Below are 17,065 nucleotides of genomic sequence, written 5' to 3' on the forward strand. Positions count from 1 at the left end.
GCCCGCGGCCTTTCCAGCGCCCCACCCGCTCCGCGGCCTGCGCCGGCCCCGCAGAAGAAGCCAGCGACCGCGACTGCCGCATCGGCATCCCCATCCCCATCCCCATCCCCATCCCCATCCCCATCCCCATCCCCATCCGCGCCCCGCCTGGCGGCCACGGCCACTGCGGGCAAGGGGCCGCAGGACGACTGGGAAACTTTCTGAGCGTCTGAAAGCCCGCCCCGCTCAGGGACGCAGCCAGACCTGCATGCACGGATAGGACTCGCGGCCCAGGGCCTGGGCCTGCGACGGCCCCAGCGCCATTCCGGAGGCCTCCAGGCCCGCCAGACCGAGGTAGACGCCCATGCCGAAGGTGAAGCGCAGGCTCTGCGCCTGGCCGTGGTAGCCGCCGTCGTGGAACAGCACGGCGGGATCGAGCCCCAGATGGCAGGACGCGGCCCAGGCCCAGGCCGTGGCCTCGATCTCGCCGCCGTGCTCCACGGCCGGCAGTTCCTGCAGCGCATCGTCCATCCCCACGCGCAGCGCGGCGGGCACCACCGCCAGATGGCCCGCCTCGTGCAGCAGATCGCCGGGCCACCGCAGCCGCGCACGGTCCACGCAGAGCCCGCCGCGCTCGATGCGCACACCGGGCAGGAAGGAGCCCTCAGGCAGCGGCGCCTCGCGCACCGGCAGCCCGATGCCGCGCAGGAAGTCCATGATGCGCGGCGCCAATGCCGCGTGGTCCGGGTCCGCGGAAGGGTCCGTGTGCATGGGTTGCTCCCCGGCGGCCATCAGCGGGCCAGCAGTTGCGCCACGCGCGCCTGCAGCGCCTCGGGCTGCACCGCCTCGGGTTGCATGGGCGCGCCCACGTGCAGGCCCACGCGGTTGAAGAAGCCCCGGCGGAACGGCCGCGCCATCGCCGTGCCCTCCACCCGGCTGAAGAACGATCCCCACAGGTTGGTGAGCGCCACGGGCACCACCGGAGGCCGCAGGCCGTCGTCCGCCGCGCGCTCCAGGATCTTCATGATGCCGCCCTTGAAGGGCTGCAGCCGCCCGTCGCGCGTGATGCCGCCCTCGGGGAAGATCGCGAGCAGGTCGCCCTCTTTCAGCACCTGCGCGGCGCGCTCGAACGCGGCCTCGTAGACGGCCGGGTCCTCCTTCTGCGGTGCGATCGGGATCGCCTTGGCGAGCCGGAACAGCCAGCCCAGCACGGGGACGCGGAAGATGCGGTGGTCCATGACGAAACGGATCGGCCGGGGGCTCGCCGCCATGAGCAGCACCGCATCGACGAAGCTCACGTGGTTGCAGACGAGCACCGCCGCGCCCTGCGCGGGAATGTGCGCGTCGCCCGTCACGCGGAAGCGGTACACCAGCCGCGAGAGCACCCAGGCCACGAAGCGCAGCAGGTATTCCGGCACGATCAGGAAGATGTAGCCCGCCACCAGCGCGTTGGCGATGCCGGTGAAGAGGAACACCTGGGGCACGCTCCAGCCGGCCGACAGCAGCGCGCCGGCGATCACCGAACTGGCGATCATGAAGAGCGCGTTCAGGATGTTGTTGGCCGCGATGATGCGCGCGCGGTGCGTGGGCTGGCTGCGCATCTGGATGAGCGCGTACATCGGCACGCTGTAGAGCCCGGCGAACAGCGACAGCAGCAGCAGGTCGGCCATCACGCGCCAGTGCGCGGGCTGCGCCAGGAACGCGGAGAGGCCCATCGCGGGCACCGCCGGCAGGCCGCGCGAGGCGAAGTACAGGTCGACGGCGAACACGCTCATGCCGATCGCGCCGAGCGGCACCAGGCCCACCTCGACGTGCCGGCGCGAGAGCACCTCGCACAGCAGCGAGCCGATGCCGATGCCCACCGAGAACACCACCAGCAGCAGCGAGGCCACGTGTTCGTCGCCGTGCAGCACCTCCTTGGCGAAGCTCGGGAACTGCGACAGGAACACCGCGCCGAAGAACCACATCCAGCTGATGCCGAGCAGCGAGCGGAACACCACCACGTTGCCGTGCGCGAGCTTCAGGTTGCGCCACGTCTCGGTGACGGGGTTCCAGTGGATGACCAGGCCCGGATCGGTGGCCGGCGCGCTCGGGATGAACTGCGCCACCAGCCGGCCCGCGAGCGCGAGCAGCACGCAGCAGGCCGCCACCCAGGCATGGCCCACGCCGGGCACCGCCACCAGCAGCCCGCCCGCCACCTGCCCGAGCAGGATCGCGACGAAGGTGCCCATCTCCACCATGCCGTTGCCGCCCGTCAGCTCGCGTTCGGACAGCACCTGGGGCAGGTAGGCGAACTTCACCGGGCCGAACAGCGTGGAGTGCAGCCCCATCAGGAAGGTGCAGGCCAGCAGCACCACGGGGCTCGACGCCACGAAGCCCCAGGCCGCCACCAGCATGATGGCGATCTCGAGGTTCTTCACGAAGCGGATCATCCGCGTCTTGTCGATCTTGTCGGTGAGCTGGCCGGACGTGGCCGAGAACAGCAGGAACGGCAGGATGAACAGCGCGCCGATCACCAGCCCCGCCATGGACGGCGGCATCCACGACACGCTCAGCTGGTAGGTCACCATCACGGTGAAGGCGAACTTGAAGAGGTTGTCGTTCGCCGCGCCCGCGAACTGCGTCCAGAAGAACGGTGCGAACCGCCGCTGGCGCAGCAGCGCGAACTGGTTGGGATGGTCTCCGTGTCCGCCGTCTGCGGCCGTGGGAACCTCTGTCGTCGCCGCCCTGCGGATCTGCTCCTGGCTCATGCCCTGCTCCTGGGATGTGTCGAATCGGTTCATTGCGTCTTCGTACCGGCGGGCATTGTGCCTTCGCGGCCGCGGCGCCAGGGCGTGCCGCGTTCGCAGCGCGCGAAATAGCGCCCGGGCGCCAGCGCCGACAGCACCGGCCAGGCCGACATCGCCGCGGCCAGGTGCTTGAGGCTGTGGCCGGACACGAGGTGGCCGGTGGCCGTGAACACCGCCGCGTCGCCCGCCTCCAGCAGCTTGGCCAATGCATACCAGCCGGTCACCGCGGCCAGCGAGACGCCCAGGCGCCCCGGCAGCGGCGCGTGGCCGGCACGCCGGCTCCGCCCTGCATCGGCGGCCAGCGCGAGCAGGAGCAGCATGCCGCCGCCCTGCAGCACCGCCCAGGGCCACTGGTCGCCCGTGATGCCCCAGGTGCGCAGCGCCGCCCAGCCGCCAGCCAGCACCGCCACGGCGGCGAGCGCCGCGGCCCGGGCGCCGATGCGCTCGTCCACCGCGAGCGCCAGCATGCCGGCGAAGGCCACGAGCATGCCCGCGCGGTCCGCCAGCAGCGTGATGCCGTGCGGCTGCCAGTGGTAGAGGGCCGAGCCCGCGGCGGTGAGCAGCAGCCCCGCGAAGAACGTGCCCGCGGCCCGGGCGGTGGCCGCACGCAGCGCACCCTCCCGCCACCGCGCCGCCAGCCGTGCCAGCCCGCAGCCTCCCAGCACCGCGAATGGCAGGTTGGTGAGCACGTCCAGGGCGTGCGGCAGGCCCCAGAGCGTGCGCTGGTCCGCATAGGCATGGGCCTGCGGCCCGGGCAGCACGGTGGGGCCCGCCAGCGCGAGGGCCAGGCAGGCCAGCAGCGCGGCGCAGAGCGCGGCTTCGGGCCGCGAGGGGCGCAGGCGGAAGGCCCGGGGCGGGGTGTCTGAAAGGTGTTCCATGGCGATCAGCAGGGTAGGTGGAAAGGGCCGGGCCGGCAGCTGCGGGCCTTGGGCGGCAGTCTCATGCCGCGCCCCTCCAGCAGCATCGCGCAATGCCACCAAGCCTCCCCACGGCCACTTCCAGTATCCATAATCGATACCATGAGCACCACCGCCGATCTCGTCGTCGCCTTGAAGAAGGAACTCAAGGCCGCGCACATGACGTATGCCGACCTCGCGCAGGCCCTCGGCATGGCCGAGTCCAGCGTCAAGCGCATGCTGGCGCGCGGCGACATGCCGCTGTCGCGCATCGACGCCATCTGCCGCGCGCTGCGGCTGGATTTCGCGGACCTCGCGCGCCGCGTGGCCGACAGCCAGCCGCTGCTCGACCAGCTCTCGCTGGAGCAGGAACGCGCCGTGGTGGCCGACAAGAAGCTGCTGCTCATGGCGATCTGCGTGCTGAGCCAGTGGACGCTGGAGCAGATCCTCGGCACCTACCGGCTCTCGGACGCGGAAGGCGTGAAATACCTGGCGCAGCTCGACCGCATCGGCATCATCGAGCTGCGCCCGCTCAACCGCTACCGGCTCAAGCTCGCCAAGACCTTCCGCTGGCGCGCGCACGGCCCGGTGATGCACTACTTCCGCGACCATGCCCTGCTCGACTACTTCGCGGGCGGCTTCGACGGGCCCGGCGAAGGCGTGCTCATGGTGCATGGCGCGATCGGCCGCAGCCTCGCACCGGCCTTCCAGGAGCGGCTGCAGCGGGTGGCGCACGACTTCGCGCAGCAGCATTTGGCCGACCAGCGCATGCCCGAAGGCGAGCGCGAGGGCTACACCGTGCTCCTGGCCATGCGCCGCTGGGAGTTCGAGGCGTTCACCGCGATGCGGCGCTGAGGGCACCCGTGGCCGTGGAGGCCGGCGCGACACACCTGCACACACAGCTTCGCACGGCGGCGACACGGGAGCGACATGGCCTTGACGCAGGGCCGCGACGATGTCTCCATGGGCTTGAGGACAAGCCCCTTCGCAGCTACCAGGAGACCTCCCATGACCACCCGCAAGGCCCTTTCCCTCTCCGCCGCCTCGCTCGCGCTGGCCGCGTCCATGGGCGCGGTGACCGCCACCGCGCAGGCCGCCACCAGCGCCACCGTGATCGTGCAATCCGGGCCGCAGTACGTTCCGCCCCTGCCGGTGGCGGTGCAGCGCTGGTCCCCGCCTCCCCCGCCGCGCCACGAACGCGTGCCGCCGCCGCGCCGCGGCATGGTCTGGGAACAGGGCCACTGGGAATGGCGCGGCCACGGCCACGTCTGGGTGCCGGGCCAGTGGCTGCGCGCACGGCCGGGCTACGCCTACCGGCAGCCCGGCTGGCAGCAGCACGGCAACCGCTGGGAGATGCGCCGCGGCGGCTGGGAGATGCGCCGCGGCGGCTGGGACCGCGACGGCGACGGCGTGCCGAACCGCCAGGACCGCCGCCCGAACGATCCCTACCGCTACTGAGCGAAGGACGCCCCGCACGGGGGCCTCGCGCGGCCCCTGCGACAGGCCCCGGAGGCGCGCCGGACCCCATAACCATATAGGCGGGCGGGCATGAAGGCTTGCCCACAATGGCGCATTCCTTGCTTGGCAGCAGGCCGGCCCACCCGGGCGGTCCTGCCGAGGCAGGGCTCCTGTTGCTTATCTGGAACCCTTCGCACATGCGCCGTCTTTCCGATTCCTTCTCCTGGCTGGGTGCCGCCGCGCTCGCCGCCGCGGCCTGGACCGCTGCCTCCCCGGCCCTGGCCGCCGATCCGCACGGCGCCGCCGACTGGCCGCGCCAGCCCGTCACGCTCATCATGGGCTTCCCGGCCGGCTCGGGCGTGGACGTGGTGGCGCGCTCCGTGCAGGAGCCGCTCAGCCAGAAGCTGGGCCAGCCGGTCATCATCGACTACAAGTCCGGCGCGGCCGGCAACATCGCCAGCGAGTACGTCGCCCGCGCCAAACCCGACGGCTACACCCTCGCCTTCGGCACGGCGGCCACGCACGGCAGCAATGCCGCGCTCTACAAGAAGCTGCCGTTCGACGTGGAGGCCGACTTCGCGCCCGTGGGCACGCTCATCGACGTCTCGAACGTGCTCACCATCAACCCGAACGTGATCGACGCGAAGACGCTGAAGGAATTCGTCGACATCGTGAAGGCGAACCCCGGCAAGTACAACTACGCCTCGACCGGCAACGGCGCCGGCACGCACATGGCGTTCGCCGAATTCAACGCGCGCCTGGGCCTGAACATGGTGCACGTGCCCTACAAGGGCGGCCCGGAAGCCATCACGTCGGTGGTGCGCGGAGAGACCTGCTGCATCATGAACCAGGTGCAGACCGTGCTGCCGCACTACAAGGCCGGCAAGGTGCGCCTGCTGGGCGTGACCACCGCGAAGCCGGTGGCCGCGGTGAAGGAGGTGCCGCCGATCGCCGCGAGCGGCCTGCCCGGCACCCAGGGCTTCGACAGCTCGATCTGGTTCGGCATCTTCGCGCCCAAGGGCACCGACCCGGCCATCGTGCACAAGCTGAACACCGCCCTGCGCGAGGTGCTGGAGCAGCCCGAGGTGCGCCAGCGCTTCGAATCGCAGGGCAACACCGTGCGCATCGAGACGCCGGAACAATTCGCCCGGACGGTGCACCAGGACCGCGCGAAATGGGCGCAGGTGGTGAAGGACGCGAAGATCAGCGTTGACTAGGGATCAACCCCCTGAGCGGCTTTGCCGCTCCCCCCTTCTCTCGTGGCGCTGCGCGCCTCGGGAAGGGGGGCACCCCCTGCGGCCTGGCGGAGCCAGTTCCGCGGGGGTTACTGGTCTTGGGCCGCGCCGGTTTTCAATGCCTTGACGAGGCGCTTGCGTTGTCATGGCATTCCATCGCGCGGCCTCAACGCCTCGCTGCCTCCTGCAACAATCTTTCCCATGGCTCTTTCTTCTTCTCTGGGCGCGGCCGGGCTGGCCGCGCTGGAACAACGGCTGCAGCACGATCTGCTGACCCTGAACTGGCACGCGAAGCCGTGGCTGCCGCAGCGCATGCACGGCGGGCGGCCGGTGGTGGACGTGCTCATCATCGGCGCGGGCCAGGCGGGCCTGGCCGCGAGCATGGCGCTGGCGCAGCAGGGCATCGCGGCGGTGCTGCTGGACCGTGCGCCGGCGGACCACGAAGGCCCCTGGGCCACCACGGCGCGCATGGAGACGCTGCGCTCGCCCAAGGAGCTCACCGGCCCGGCGCTGGGCGTGCCGTCGCTCACCTTCCGCGCGTGGTTCGAGGCGCAGTGGGGCGACGCGGCCTGGTCCGCGCTCGACAAGATCCCGCGCCTGCAGTGGATGGACTACCTGCGCTGGTACCGCCGCGTGACGCGGGCCGACGTGCGCAACGGCCATGCCGTGACCGCACTGCGCCCGCGGGCCGACGGGCTGGTCGAGGTGGACGTGCGCGCGGATGGCGCCGACACCGCCACGACCTGGTTCGCGCGCCGCGTGGTGCTGGCCACCGGGCGCGACGGCCTCGGCGGTCCGCAGATTCCGGCCTTCATGGAGGGCGTGCCGCGCACGCGCTGGGCGCACTCGTCCGACGTGCTCGATTACCGCACGCTGCAGGGCCTGCGCGTGGGCGTGATCGGCATGGGCTCCTCGGCCATGGACAGCGCCGCCACCGCGCTCGAGAACGGCGCGGCCAGCGTGGACCTGATCGCGCGCCGCGCCGAAATGCCGCGCATCAACAAGTCCAAGGGCTCCGGCGTGCCCGGCCTCGTGCACGGCCATTCCCTGCTGCCCGACGTCTGGAAATGGCGGCTGCGCCACTACATCGGCGCCCAGCAGGTGCCGCCGCCGCACGGCAGCACGCTGCGCGTGTCGCGGCATCCGAATGCCTTCTTCCACTTCGGCTGCGCCGTGCAGCGCGTGCACGACACGCCCGAGGCGCTGCACGTGGACACCGCGCGCGGCACCTTCGCGTTCGACTTCCTGATCCTCTCCACCGGCTTCGCGATCGACTGGCAGCAAAAGCCCGAGTTCACTGCCATCGCGCCGCACGTGCGCACCTGGGGCACGCGCTACACGCCGCCGCCCGGCGAGGAGGACGCGGAACTGCGCGACTCGCCGGACCTGGGGCCGCTGTTCGAGTTCCAGGAGAAGGTGCCCGGCGACTGCCCGGGCCTGGACCGCATCCACTGCTTCTGCTACCCCGCCGCGCTCTCGCACGGCACCATCTCGGGCGACATCCCCGCCATCAGCGACGGCGCACGGCGCCTGGCCGGCGGGCTCGCAGGCCTGTTCTACCGCGAGGACGTGGAGCACCATTTCGCGGCGCTGCAGGCCTATGCCGAGCCCGAACTGCTGGGCGACGAGTGGACGCCCGCGGACACCGCGCAGCGCGTCATCGCGCCGGCGGGCGCGGCTGCGCCCTCCTCTTCCGCGCCAGCGCCTTCCGGCTCCACTGCCGCCCCCGCCCGCTGACACCCGGGCCCGACGCGGCACCGCGAGCGCGGTGCCTTCCTCAACGACCGCATTCCCCCTCCCACGACATGACCACGCCGAGCACTATTGCACCCCCACCCTCCCACGACACCATCGACCAGGCCGCCGGCCTGGCGCCGGGCCGCTCCGCCTATGCGGTACGCCACGAGCGCGACAAAGTCGCCACGGCCACGCAGGCCTGCGAGGAAGCGCTCTTCGCCGGCACCCTGCCCGGCGCCTTCACTCCGGCCGAGCGGCTGGCGATCGCGCACGACGTGGCGCGCGTGAGCGGCGTGCCGGCCCTGGCCGCGCACTACCGCACCCGCCTGGAAACGGCCGGCGCCCCCGTGCCACCCGCGCTGCAGGCCCTGCTGGACGACACCGGCGAAGCCAGCGACGTGGCCGGCATCCCGGGCTTCGGCGATGCAGAGCCGCGCCTGCAGGCCGCCGCGCGCTTCGCACGCACGCTGGCTCTGGAGCCCGCACGCAGCGACCGCGATGCACTGCTCGCGCTGCCGGCCGCGGGCCTCTCCACGCCGGATGCCGTCCTCATCGCGCAGCTCGTGGGCTTCGTGACCTACCAGCTGCGCGTGGTGGCCGGCGTGGCCGCCCTCGATGCCCTGCACGCCCCCGAGGCGAGCGGCGACCCGGGCACGTCGACGTCCGCGCCGTTCGCCAGCGACGCCCCCTTCGTCCATCCCGCCAACCTGCCCCCGCCCGGCCAGCCGCTGCGCGTGGCGGGCTACACGAGCGAGACGCTGGACTGGAAGGCCTGGCTGCCCGTGGTCGATCCGCAGCAGGCCAGCACCGAACAACAGGCGGTACTCGACCTCAGCCACCCCAAGGCCCGCACATCGGATTTCTACCTGCTGCTGGTGCACCAGCCCCAGGTGCTGTCCGAGCGCTCGCAGGCCTTCAACGCGATCATGTACGCGCCCGGCGGCCTGAACCGCGCGGAGCGCGAGGTGGCCAGCACCGTGGTGTCGCGCGTGAACGGCTGCGTGTACTGCGCCTCGGTGCATGCGCAGCGCTTCGAGCAACTGGCCAAGCGCAACGACGTGATGGCGCAGATCTTCGAAGACCCCGACACCGCCGGCACGAACCCGCGCGAGCGCGCCATCGTGCAGGCCAGCGCCGCGCTCACGCGCACGCCCGGCGGCTTCGGTCCGCAGCACCTGGCCCCGCTGCGCGCCGCGGGCCTGTCGGACCTGGAAATCCTCGACGCGCTGCACGCCGCCGCGCTGTTCGCCTGGGCCAACCGGCTGATGCTGAACCTCGGCGAAGCCGTCTTCCCATCCGCCGGCTGACGGCCCGCCGCCGCGGCGTCCAGGCGCTTTTGCTTTGCGCCGCGCGGCTTCGCTGTTACGATCCGCCCCGCAGGAGAGCGAACGGCCGGCACCGCCGACGTTCCACCGAAGGCGCAAACTCCCATACACGCTCAGGTCCCGTACTGCACCACCACACAGCCGTCTGGAGAGCCGCCACGCCACGTGGCGCACCGAAGGAGCAAACCCCGCGCGGCGGTCGCGCAGGGTGAATCTCTCAGGTACCGAGGACAGGGGGAGCGGCAGCCAGGCCTTGCGGCCATAGGTTGCTGTTCGCCATCCGATGGCACGCACCCCAGCACCCGCCGCCGCAGGGCCCGGCCCCCCGATGCGGGCCCGCCCGCGGCATGGGAGCCTCGCGCGGCATCGCCGTGCGGCGTGTTCCTGCCGCCGTGGTCCGGTCCGCATGGAAAGGCATTCGAACCATGCGCGTTACCGTCCTCGGCGCCGGCCTGCTCGGCACCACCTCCGCCCATTTCCTGCGCCAGCTCGGCCACGAAGTGACCGTCATCGACCGCCAAGCCACGCCCGGCGCGGAAACCAGCTTCGCCAACGGCGGGCAGATCTCGGTGAGCCACGCCGAGCCCTGGGCCAATCCCGGCGCTCCGCTGAAGCTGCTGCAGTGGCTGGGCAAGGAAGATGCCCCGCTGCTGTTCCGCCTGCGCGCGGATGCACGACAGTGGCTCTGGGGCCTGCAGTTCCTGCGCGAATGCACGCCGGCGCGCACGCGCCACAACATCGAGCAGATCGTGCGCCTGGGCACCTACAGCCGCGCCACGCTGCAGCAGCTGCGCCGCGACATGGGCCTGCAGTACGACCAGCGCACGCAGGGTATCCTGCACTTCTACACCAGCCAGAAAGAGTTCGACGCCGCCCTCGCACCCGCAGAGCAGATGCGCGCGCTCGGCTGCGAGCGCCGCGTGGTCAGCGCCGACGAGGCCGTGCGGCTGGAGCCGGCCCTCGCCGCCATCCGCCCCCGGCTGGCCGGCGCCACCTACACGGCCGAGGACGAATCGGGCGACGCCAATGCCTTCACGCGCGCGCTGGCGCAGGTCGCCGAAGCCCATGGCGTGCGCTTCCGCATGGGCTGCCACGTCACCGCGCTGCGCACCGCGGGCGGCGCCATCGACCATGTCGAGATCACCGACGCAGAAGGCCGCTACGAGCGCGTGCGCAGCGACGCCTACGTGCTCGCCATGGGCTCGTTCAGCCCGCTGCTGGCGGAGCCGCTGGGCCTGCGCCTGCCGATCTACCCGGCCAAGGGCTATTCGGCCACGATCCCGGTGCGCGACCCCGCCGCGGCCTACGAGGTGAGCCTGACGGACGACGAATACAAGCTGGTCTTCTCGCGCTACACGCGCCCCGCGCAGGATGGCCAGCCGGCGCGCGACGTGATGCGCATCGCCGGGACGGCCGAACTGAACGGCTACGGCCGCGACCTGAACCCGGTGCGCTGCGAGGCCATCGTGCGGCGCGTGGAGCAGCTCTTCCCCGGCGCGGGCGACACCGCGCAGGCGCGGTTCTGGTCCGGCCTGCGCCCTGCGACGCCGAGCAACGTGCCGCTGATCGGACGCACCAAGCTGCCCAACCTGTTTCTCAACACCGGCCACGGCACGCTCGGCTGGACGCATGCCTGCGGTTCCGGCCGCGCGATCGCCGACATCGTGAGCGGCCTCGTGCCCGAGGTCGATTTCGCCTTCACCGGCATGCCGCGCGGCACCGCCGCCGTGCCGGCGCTGGCCTGAGGGGCCGGCGGGTCAGCGGCTGGCGGGCAGGCCGTCGCAGGTGAACACGGTGAGCACGCCCGTGTAGCCGTAGAGCCGGTGGTGGGCGATCTCGCCGCCGGCGAAGAACCCCACCAGCGGCACGTCGCCCAGGGCGTGCCGCACGATCTGCAGCTCGGCCCCCGGCCCGCCGAAATGCGGGCCGCCGCGGCCCGAGCAGCTCACGTAGATCGCGCCCGCGATCGTGCGCTCGGGCATGCCGTCGGTGGCATTCGCCAGCGCCTGCATGAGCGCCGCGCGCTCGCTGCCGGCCAGCGGCGGCGGCGCGGCCGGCTCCGCCTCCGGCGCCAGCTCTTCGCGGATCTCCGCGCAGATGCGCATCAGGTCGGCGCGCGCCGCCGCCACGTTGCGCTGGCAGAACGCGAGCTGCATGCCCTCTTCCACCTTGTCGGCGAGCGCCACGCCCTGGCGCATCGGATCGAGCCCCACGAGGTGCCGCACGCGCACGTCCGTCCCGAAGTGGCCCGTGCGACCCGTGGGCCGCGCGCCCTCGTCCACCAGCCCCGCCAGCGTCGCGCGCAGCGCCCGCAGCGCGGGCTGCGGATCGCCCTCCAGCGTGATGCCGAGCGTGCGCAGCAGCACGTCGAGCGCGGGCTCGCCGTCCAGTTCGAGCACCACGTTGTCCTGCGCGCGCGTGATGCGCGCGAACGGCGCCACCGGCTGGCAGCCCTGCGTCACGCGCGACAGCATGCCCACGTTGCGGCTGAACGCCACCCCCGAGAGACCGCCGCCGAACACGCCCCGCGCGGCGCCCTGTCCCGCGATGTTGCCGTCGCCGCCCACCGCGAACTGCACGCTGCGCCCGCGGCTCGCCGCGATGCCGCCGAACAGGTAGCCCGACTCCGTGCGGTCCGACATCTCCGCGATCAGTTCGGCGAGGTCCGGCGTGTCGCCGTCGGCGTGCACCAGCGCGGTGTGCGGCACGAAACCACCGCCCGCCGCACCGCCGCGCGACAGCGGCGCCACGCCGGAGAACACGCGAAACCGGTCCGCCGGCAGGTCCAGCAGCATCACGGACAGCGCCGGCTCGTCGAAATACTCCGCGTTGTTCGCGGCCACGCCCACGCCCACCGTGCCGCTCCAGTCGGTCACCTCGGGCAGTTCGGCGGACAGGAAGTCGAGCAGCGGCTCGGCCTCGTCCGCGTAATGGTCGGTGATGTAGACCAGCCCCAGCGCAGGGGCGCTGGCGTAGTGCGGCAGGGCCATCTGCGCGCGCAGCTGCGCCAGCACCAGCGCGGCGGCCATGCGCCATTGCGGATGGGTGGCGTGGCCGTTCGGGAAGAGCTTCATGGGGAAGGAAAAGGAATTGGGCCGTGGACGGGAGATGGGCGGATGCGCCGCGCCTTCAGGAACGGTTCCTGGGGCCGGCGGCACGGCGCGCACCGGCCGCAGGCGGTGCATCCGCGGCCGGCGTTTTCTTCGCGCGCGGCTTGGTGGCCGGCGGCGCGTCCGGCTCGGCCTGCGTGCCTTCCGGGGCCGCGCGTTTCGCGCCGCGCGCCGCCGCTCCCCGGCTCCCTTGCGCGGAGTCGGCCGGCACACCGGAGGTCTTGCGCGCGGCCTCCTGCATGCCCTGCATGCCCTGCGCCGCGAACTGCGTCGCCATGTCGGTGGCCGTCTTCAGCGCTTCGGCCGCCATGCCGCGCGTCGCGTCCATCGCGGGCAGTTTCGACACGTCGCTCATCGCATTGGCCGCGATCTGCTGGAACTGGCTGGTGAGCGCGGTCCACCACTGCATCGGGTCCACCACGCCGGGCGCGGAGGCGGTGCCCGCACCCGCGGCACCCTGTGCCGGCGCACCCGCCGGCTCGCCACCCGGAGCGGACGGCGCGGCGGAGGGCGCCTGCGCCGCCTGCGGGCGCGCGAACGGATCGGGCCGGGGTGCCTGTGCGGCAGGGGCCGGAGCAGGCGCGGGCGCGGCCTGCGCGCGGTGGTCCTGCGATGGCGACGGCGGCTGCGGCGTGAACGCCTTGGCGAGATCGCCCATCGCCACGTTCATGCCCTGCAGCGTGGCCAGCGTCATCTTCTGCACTTCCAGCGCCTGCACGGTGGCGCTCAGGGCGCGGGAGTTCTGGTCCAGCCAGAACTGCACCGCCTTCAATTCCTCGATGCGTTTCTCCAGCTCTTCCACGCTGATCGTGGGCGCCACCCAGCCCGAGAGCGAGGGCATCTGCGGCATGCCGGCCGTGGCGCCCTTGGCCAGGTTCTGGAGGAAATCGAAGCCCGGCACGAAGCGGCCGAAGCCGAAAGGGGACGTGTCGCCGGCGGGCGGGCTGGTGTGGCTGGTGCTCATGGCATGGCTCCTCGTTCGGTGCGGATGCGAAAGAAGGGGTGGGTACGCGTGGCGTGTGCGTAGCGGCAGCTTAACGCGATTGCGCGGCCCCTCCAACGCGGCCATCCCCGGCATCCACGCGGGTTTCTCAGGCATTGCGCGCGGGCACCGCGCAGCGGCGCGAGCCACATCGAAAACGAGGCTGCAGGCCCTGCGCAGCGGCAAAAGCGCGTGCAACCCGCGCCACGGGCCGGCAAACGCCCTAGAATCCGCCGACCAGCCCGTCTGGAACTTCAATACTCAACACGAGAAAACCGACACCATGGCAACTGCAAAGAAAACCGCTTCCGCCCCGGCCAAGAAGGCGGCCACTCCCGCGGTGAAGAAGGCCGCGGCTCCGGCATCGGCACCGGCCAAGAAGGCCGCTCCCGCGAAGAAGGCTGCTGCAACCCCCAAGGCCGCTGCCCCCAAGGCCGCTGCCGCCAAGACCGCCGCCGCGCCCGCAGCGCTCAAGCCCCTGAAGGGCACGTTCACCAAGACCTCGCTGATCGCCCACCTGGCCGAGCAGGCCGGTGTCGAGCCCAAGGCCGCCAAGGCCGTGATGGCCGCGCTGGAATCCGCGATCCTCGGCTCCGTGCACAAGAAGGGCTCCGGCGAATTCACGCTGCCCGGCCTGATGAAGATCGGCCTGCAGCAAGTGCCCGCCAAGAAGAAGCGCTTCGGCAAGGACCCGTTCACGGGCGAAGAGCGCTGGTTCCCCGCCAAGCCCGCTTCGGTCAAGATCAAGACCCGCGCGCTGAAGAAGCTCAAGGACGCAACGCTCTGATCGCTGCGTGAAAGAAAGCCCTGCAGCCGCGGCTGCCAGGCGCTTCGAACGAAAAAGCCGGTGCACTGCACCGGCTTTTTCTTTGCCCGCGCGCGCCGGGCTGACGCGCATCGAGCCCCGCGTCAGCCGGGCGGCTGCAGGTAGAGCTGCGCGAGCCGTTCGCGCTCCGCGGCCCCCACGCCGAGGCAGCGCTCGAGGTAGCGGTCCACGCCGCCGTGGTCGGCCTCCACCGCGTCCAGCGCCGCCTCCAGGAAGTCCTCCTGCACGCGCCACAGCACGTTGAGCACCTCGTCGGGCGCCGTGCCGTGCAGCAGCGCGGGGCGACGGTAAAGACCGTTGGTGAGCAGATAGTCCTGCATCACCACGTCGCGCGGCACGCCCAGGGCCAGCAGGATCATCGCGGCCGCGAAGCCCGTGCGGTCCTTGCCGGCAGTGCAGTGGAAGACGAGCGGCACGTCGCTCTCCAGCAGGTGCGCGAACAGCGCCGCGAACTCCGGCGCGTTGTGCGCCACGAAATCGCGGTAGGTGTCCTGCATCAGCGCCACCGCGATGGCGGGCGTGATCTCATGCCCCGACAGCGCCATGTCCTTCGCGCGCTGCACCACCGTCGGCTCGATCGAGAGCGCGTGGTAGGCGACATCGGGCAAGGCATACGGCAGCGTGGCGCGCTCGTGCGCGCCGCGGAAGTCCACCGCGCGGCGCAGCCCCAGTTCCGCGATCGCCTTCGCGTCTTCCGGGGTCAGCCCTGCCAGGTGGTCGGAGCGGAAGATGCGCCGCCAGCGCACGCGCCGCCCGTCCTGACCCGCATAGCCGCCGAGGTCGCGGAAGTTGGTGGCACCGGAGAGGTTGAGGGATCGGGAATAGGTCGCATCGTCCATGGCGACACTGTATGCGAGCCGTGTGCACGCCGCGTGAACGTGCGTGTCCCGGGCGTGCCAGGTGGCCCTCCGGCCGGCCGCCCCATGCACCGCCTGCGGCCACGCGTACGCGATGCGCCGCCTTCCCTGCCGCCGGCGCATCGCGCTGCGATCCTACGCGGGCGCTTCACCGCCAGCGCGCATAGTGGTCCTGCGCACCCGCCCGCCCCCACGCCCCCACGCCCCCACGCCCCCAGCATCACCCGAGGAGTCCCCATGGCCACCGATCCCGCCGAACATCCCCTGCACCAGGTGCCCGACGAGCTGCCGCGCCCGCCCGGCGACCTTCCGCCCGCTCCGCCGCCATCGCCCGCGCCAGCACCGGCCAGCCCGCCCGCGGGGCCCTACTGAGCACGTTTACTGCCCTGCCAGACCATCAGCACGTCTGCCTCCTATCGCTCACCGATGGTTACGACACCGCGCGGCAAGCGCGGTTGTTCCTACACCGCAGGGGGCTCACCGCTGACCCGGCGCACCCGGCAACGGCTCGAAGAATGTGTGGGCCAGCAGGCACCCCGCAGCCACCAGCCCACCGATCGGTGGGCCCACCAGCGAGCCGATCCATGCCCTCAAGAATCCTCCAGCGCCGCACAGGCGCCGCCGCCCTGGCCCTTGCTGCCTGCAGCCTCGCCGCGCAGGCGCAGCTCCCGCCCGGCGACGGCCCCACCACCGTGACGGGCGGCGTGCTCGAACCCACGCCCGTGCGTTTCGAGGAATCGCTGCTCGGCCAATTGCGCGTGCCCGCCGGCTTCAAGGTCTCGGTGTTCGCCAAGGACCTGAACAACGTGCGCTGGCTGGCCGTCGCGCCCAATGGCGACGTGTACGCCAGCCGCCGCGAGCAGGGAGACGTGCTGTGGCTGCGCGACAGCGACGGCGACGGCCGCGCGGACCAGCAGAAGGTGGTGCTGCAGAACGCGAAGTACGCGCACGGCCTCGCGCTGCGCGACGGCAAGCTCTACCTCGTCACCGACAAGAAACTGCTCGTGGCCGACGTGCAGCCGGACGGCACGCTCTCGGCGCCGCGCATCCTCGCCGACGACCTGCCCGATGCGGGCCAGCACCCCAACCGCACGATCGCCTTCGGGCCCGACGGCTGGCTCTACCTCACCGTGGGCTCCACCTGCAACAACTGCCGCGAGACCAACGGCGAATCGGCCACGATGCTGCGCATGCGCCCGGACGGCTCGGGCCGCGAAGTGGTGGCGCAGGGGCTGCGCAACACCATCGGCTTCGGCTGGCATCCGCGCACCGGCGTGCTCTACGGCTTCGACCACGGCTCCGATTTCCAGGGCGACGACACGCCGCCCGAAGAGCTCAACGCCATCCTGCCGAACAAGCACTACGGCTGGCCCTACTGCTGGGGCGACCGGCAGGTGACGAAGTTCCAGGTCAACGAACCGCCCAACACCACCAAGGCGGACTTCTGCCCGACCACCGAGGCACCGCTGCTGCAGTACACCGCGCACGCCGCGCCGATCGGCTTCGTCTTCTACACGGGAGAGCAGTTCCCGCAGCAGTACCGCGGCGATGCCTTCGTCGCCTTCCGCGGCTCGTGGAACCGCTCGCAGCCCAGCGGCTACAACGTGGTGCGGGTGCGCTTCGATGCCGAAGGCCGCCCCAACGGCACGGAGGAATTCGCCGCGGGCTGGCTCATGTCCGCGCCCGCCGCCGTGGCATCGCAGCCCGGCCCGGCGGCCGCACCCGCGGAGCAGGACAAGGCACGCCGACCGGCGCAGTTCGGCCGCCTCGCGGGCCTCGCCCAGGCGCGCGACGGCGCACTGCTGCTCGCCGAAGACCAGAACGGCGTGATCTACCGCATCAGCCACGGCGGCCGCTGACCGTCGCCCCGC

At 72.0% G+C, this 17,065-nt stretch carries 15 protein-coding genes and 2 riboswitches; of the genes, 9 read left to right on the forward strand and 6 right to left on the reverse strand.

The genetic code is table 11. From position 1 onward, the window contains the following. Positions 1-225: 225 nt before the first annotated feature. Genes Q9R47_RS21280 through Q9R47_RS21290 form a run of 3 tightly spaced genes read right to left on the reverse strand, consistent with a single transcriptional unit; the run spans position 226 to position 3,646 of the window. Positions 226-750 carry a hypothetical protein gene (locus tag Q9R47_RS21280; RefSeq protein ID WP_311235115.1) on the reverse strand — a complete coding sequence of 175 codons (525 nt, stop codon included), beginning with the start codon at positions 748-750 and terminating at the stop codon, positions 226-228. Between the two features lie 20 nt (positions 751-770). Next, positions 771-2,729 (reverse strand): MFS transporter, encoded by a 1,959-nt coding sequence (locus Q9R47_RS21285; RefSeq protein WP_311235152.1) that lies wholly within the window; start codon positions 2,727-2,729, stop codon positions 771-773. A gap of 29 nt (positions 2,730-2,758) precedes the next feature. Continuing rightward, entirely contained in the window at positions 2,759-3,646 is an 888-nt protein-coding gene (locus Q9R47_RS21290; protein ID WP_311235116.1) for a hypothetical protein, read from the reverse strand. 141 nt (positions 3,647-3,787) lie between these two features. On the opposite strand from Q9R47_RS21290, the gene Q9R47_RS21295 reads away from it, so the two are divergent. The 6 genes from Q9R47_RS21295 to Q9R47_RS21320 all read left to right on the forward strand — a co-directional run bounded on the left by Q9R47_RS21295 (position 3,788) and on the right by Q9R47_RS21320 (position 11,164). Next, positions 3,788-4,519: a helix-turn-helix transcriptional regulator gene (locus Q9R47_RS21295; RefSeq protein WP_311235117.1), complete on the forward strand. Its 732-nt coding sequence runs from the start codon at positions 3,788-3,790 to the stop codon at positions 4,517-4,519. A gap of 153 nt (positions 4,520-4,672) precedes the next feature. Further along, on the forward strand, positions 4,673-5,122 hold the full coding sequence (locus Q9R47_RS21300; RefSeq protein WP_311235118.1) for a hypothetical protein: 450 nt from the start codon (positions 4,673-4,675) through the stop codon (positions 5,120-5,122). A gap of 197 nt (positions 5,123-5,319) precedes the next feature. Then, positions 5,320-6,339, forward strand: coding sequence for a tripartite tricarboxylate transporter substrate binding protein (locus Q9R47_RS21305; RefSeq protein WP_311235119.1), 1,020 nt, complete (start codon positions 5,320-5,322; stop codon positions 6,337-6,339). Between the two features lie 219 nt (positions 6,340-6,558). Next, positions 6,559-8,094: an NAD(P)/FAD-dependent oxidoreductase gene (locus Q9R47_RS21310; RefSeq protein WP_311235120.1), complete on the forward strand. Its 1,536-nt coding sequence runs from the start codon at positions 6,559-6,561 to the stop codon at positions 8,092-8,094. Positions 8,095-8,162: 68 nt separating this feature from the next. Beyond that, positions 8,163-9,401 carry a peroxidase-related enzyme gene (locus tag Q9R47_RS21315; RefSeq protein WP_311235121.1) on the forward strand — a complete coding sequence of 413 codons (1,239 nt, stop codon included), beginning with the start codon at positions 8,163-8,165 and terminating at the stop codon, positions 9,399-9,401. Positions 9,402-9,470: 69 nt separating this feature from the next. Further along, positions 9,471-9,548: riboswitch (glycine riboswitch) on the forward strand. Between the two features lie 6 nt (positions 9,549-9,554). Then, positions 9,555-9,663, forward strand: a riboswitch (glycine riboswitch). 103 nt (positions 9,664-9,766) lie between these two features. Continuing rightward, positions 9,767-11,164, forward strand: a complete 1,398-nt coding sequence (locus tag Q9R47_RS21320) for a D-amino acid dehydrogenase (protein WP_404977193.1) — start codon at positions 9,767-9,769, stop codon at positions 11,162-11,164. 12 nt (positions 11,165-11,176) lie between these two features. On the opposite strand, the gene Q9R47_RS21325 is transcribed toward Q9R47_RS21320, so the two are convergent. Further along, positions 11,177-12,493, reverse strand: a complete 1,317-nt coding sequence (locus Q9R47_RS21325; protein WP_311235123.1) for an FIST N-terminal domain-containing protein — start codon at positions 12,491-12,493, stop codon at positions 11,177-11,179. A 55-nt stretch (positions 12,494-12,548) separates the two neighbouring features. Beyond that, entirely contained in the window at positions 12,549-13,493 is a 945-nt protein-coding gene (locus tag Q9R47_RS21330) for a PhaM family polyhydroxyalkanoate granule multifunctional regulatory protein (protein WP_311235124.1), read from the reverse strand. Positions 13,494-13,794: 301 nt separating this feature from the next. Here Q9R47_RS21330 and Q9R47_RS21335 point away from each other — a divergent pair, with 301 nt between their 5' ends. After that, positions 13,795-14,298: an HU family DNA-binding protein gene (locus Q9R47_RS21335; RefSeq protein WP_311235125.1), complete on the forward strand. Its 504-nt coding sequence runs from the start codon at positions 13,795-13,797 to the stop codon at positions 14,296-14,298. 122 nt (positions 14,299-14,420) lie between these two features. On the opposite strand, the gene Q9R47_RS21340 is transcribed toward Q9R47_RS21335, so the two are convergent. Continuing rightward, the gene (locus Q9R47_RS21340) at positions 14,421-15,176 is read right to left on the reverse strand and encodes a tyrosine-protein phosphatase (protein WP_311235126.1); all 756 of its coding nucleotides are present in this window, start codon (positions 15,174-15,176) and stop codon (positions 14,421-14,423) included. Between the two features lie 255 nt (positions 15,177-15,431). Between Q9R47_RS21340 and Q9R47_RS21345 the strand changes: the two genes are divergently transcribed. Further along, on the forward strand, positions 15,432-15,566 hold the full coding sequence (locus Q9R47_RS21345; protein ID WP_311235127.1) for a hypothetical protein: 135 nt from the start codon (positions 15,432-15,434) through the stop codon (positions 15,564-15,566). A 212-nt stretch (positions 15,567-15,778) separates the two neighbouring features. Continuing rightward, positions 15,779-17,053, forward strand: coding sequence for a PQQ-dependent sugar dehydrogenase (locus tag Q9R47_RS21350; RefSeq protein ID WP_311235128.1), 1,275 nt, complete (start codon positions 15,779-15,781; stop codon positions 17,051-17,053). Positions 17,054-17,065 lie beyond the last annotated feature (12 nt).

It is taken from the genome of Acidovorax sp. PRC11 (assembly GCF_031844105.1).
Classification (GTDB): Bacteria; Pseudomonadota; Gammaproteobacteria; order Burkholderiales; family Burkholderiaceae_C; genus Paracidovorax.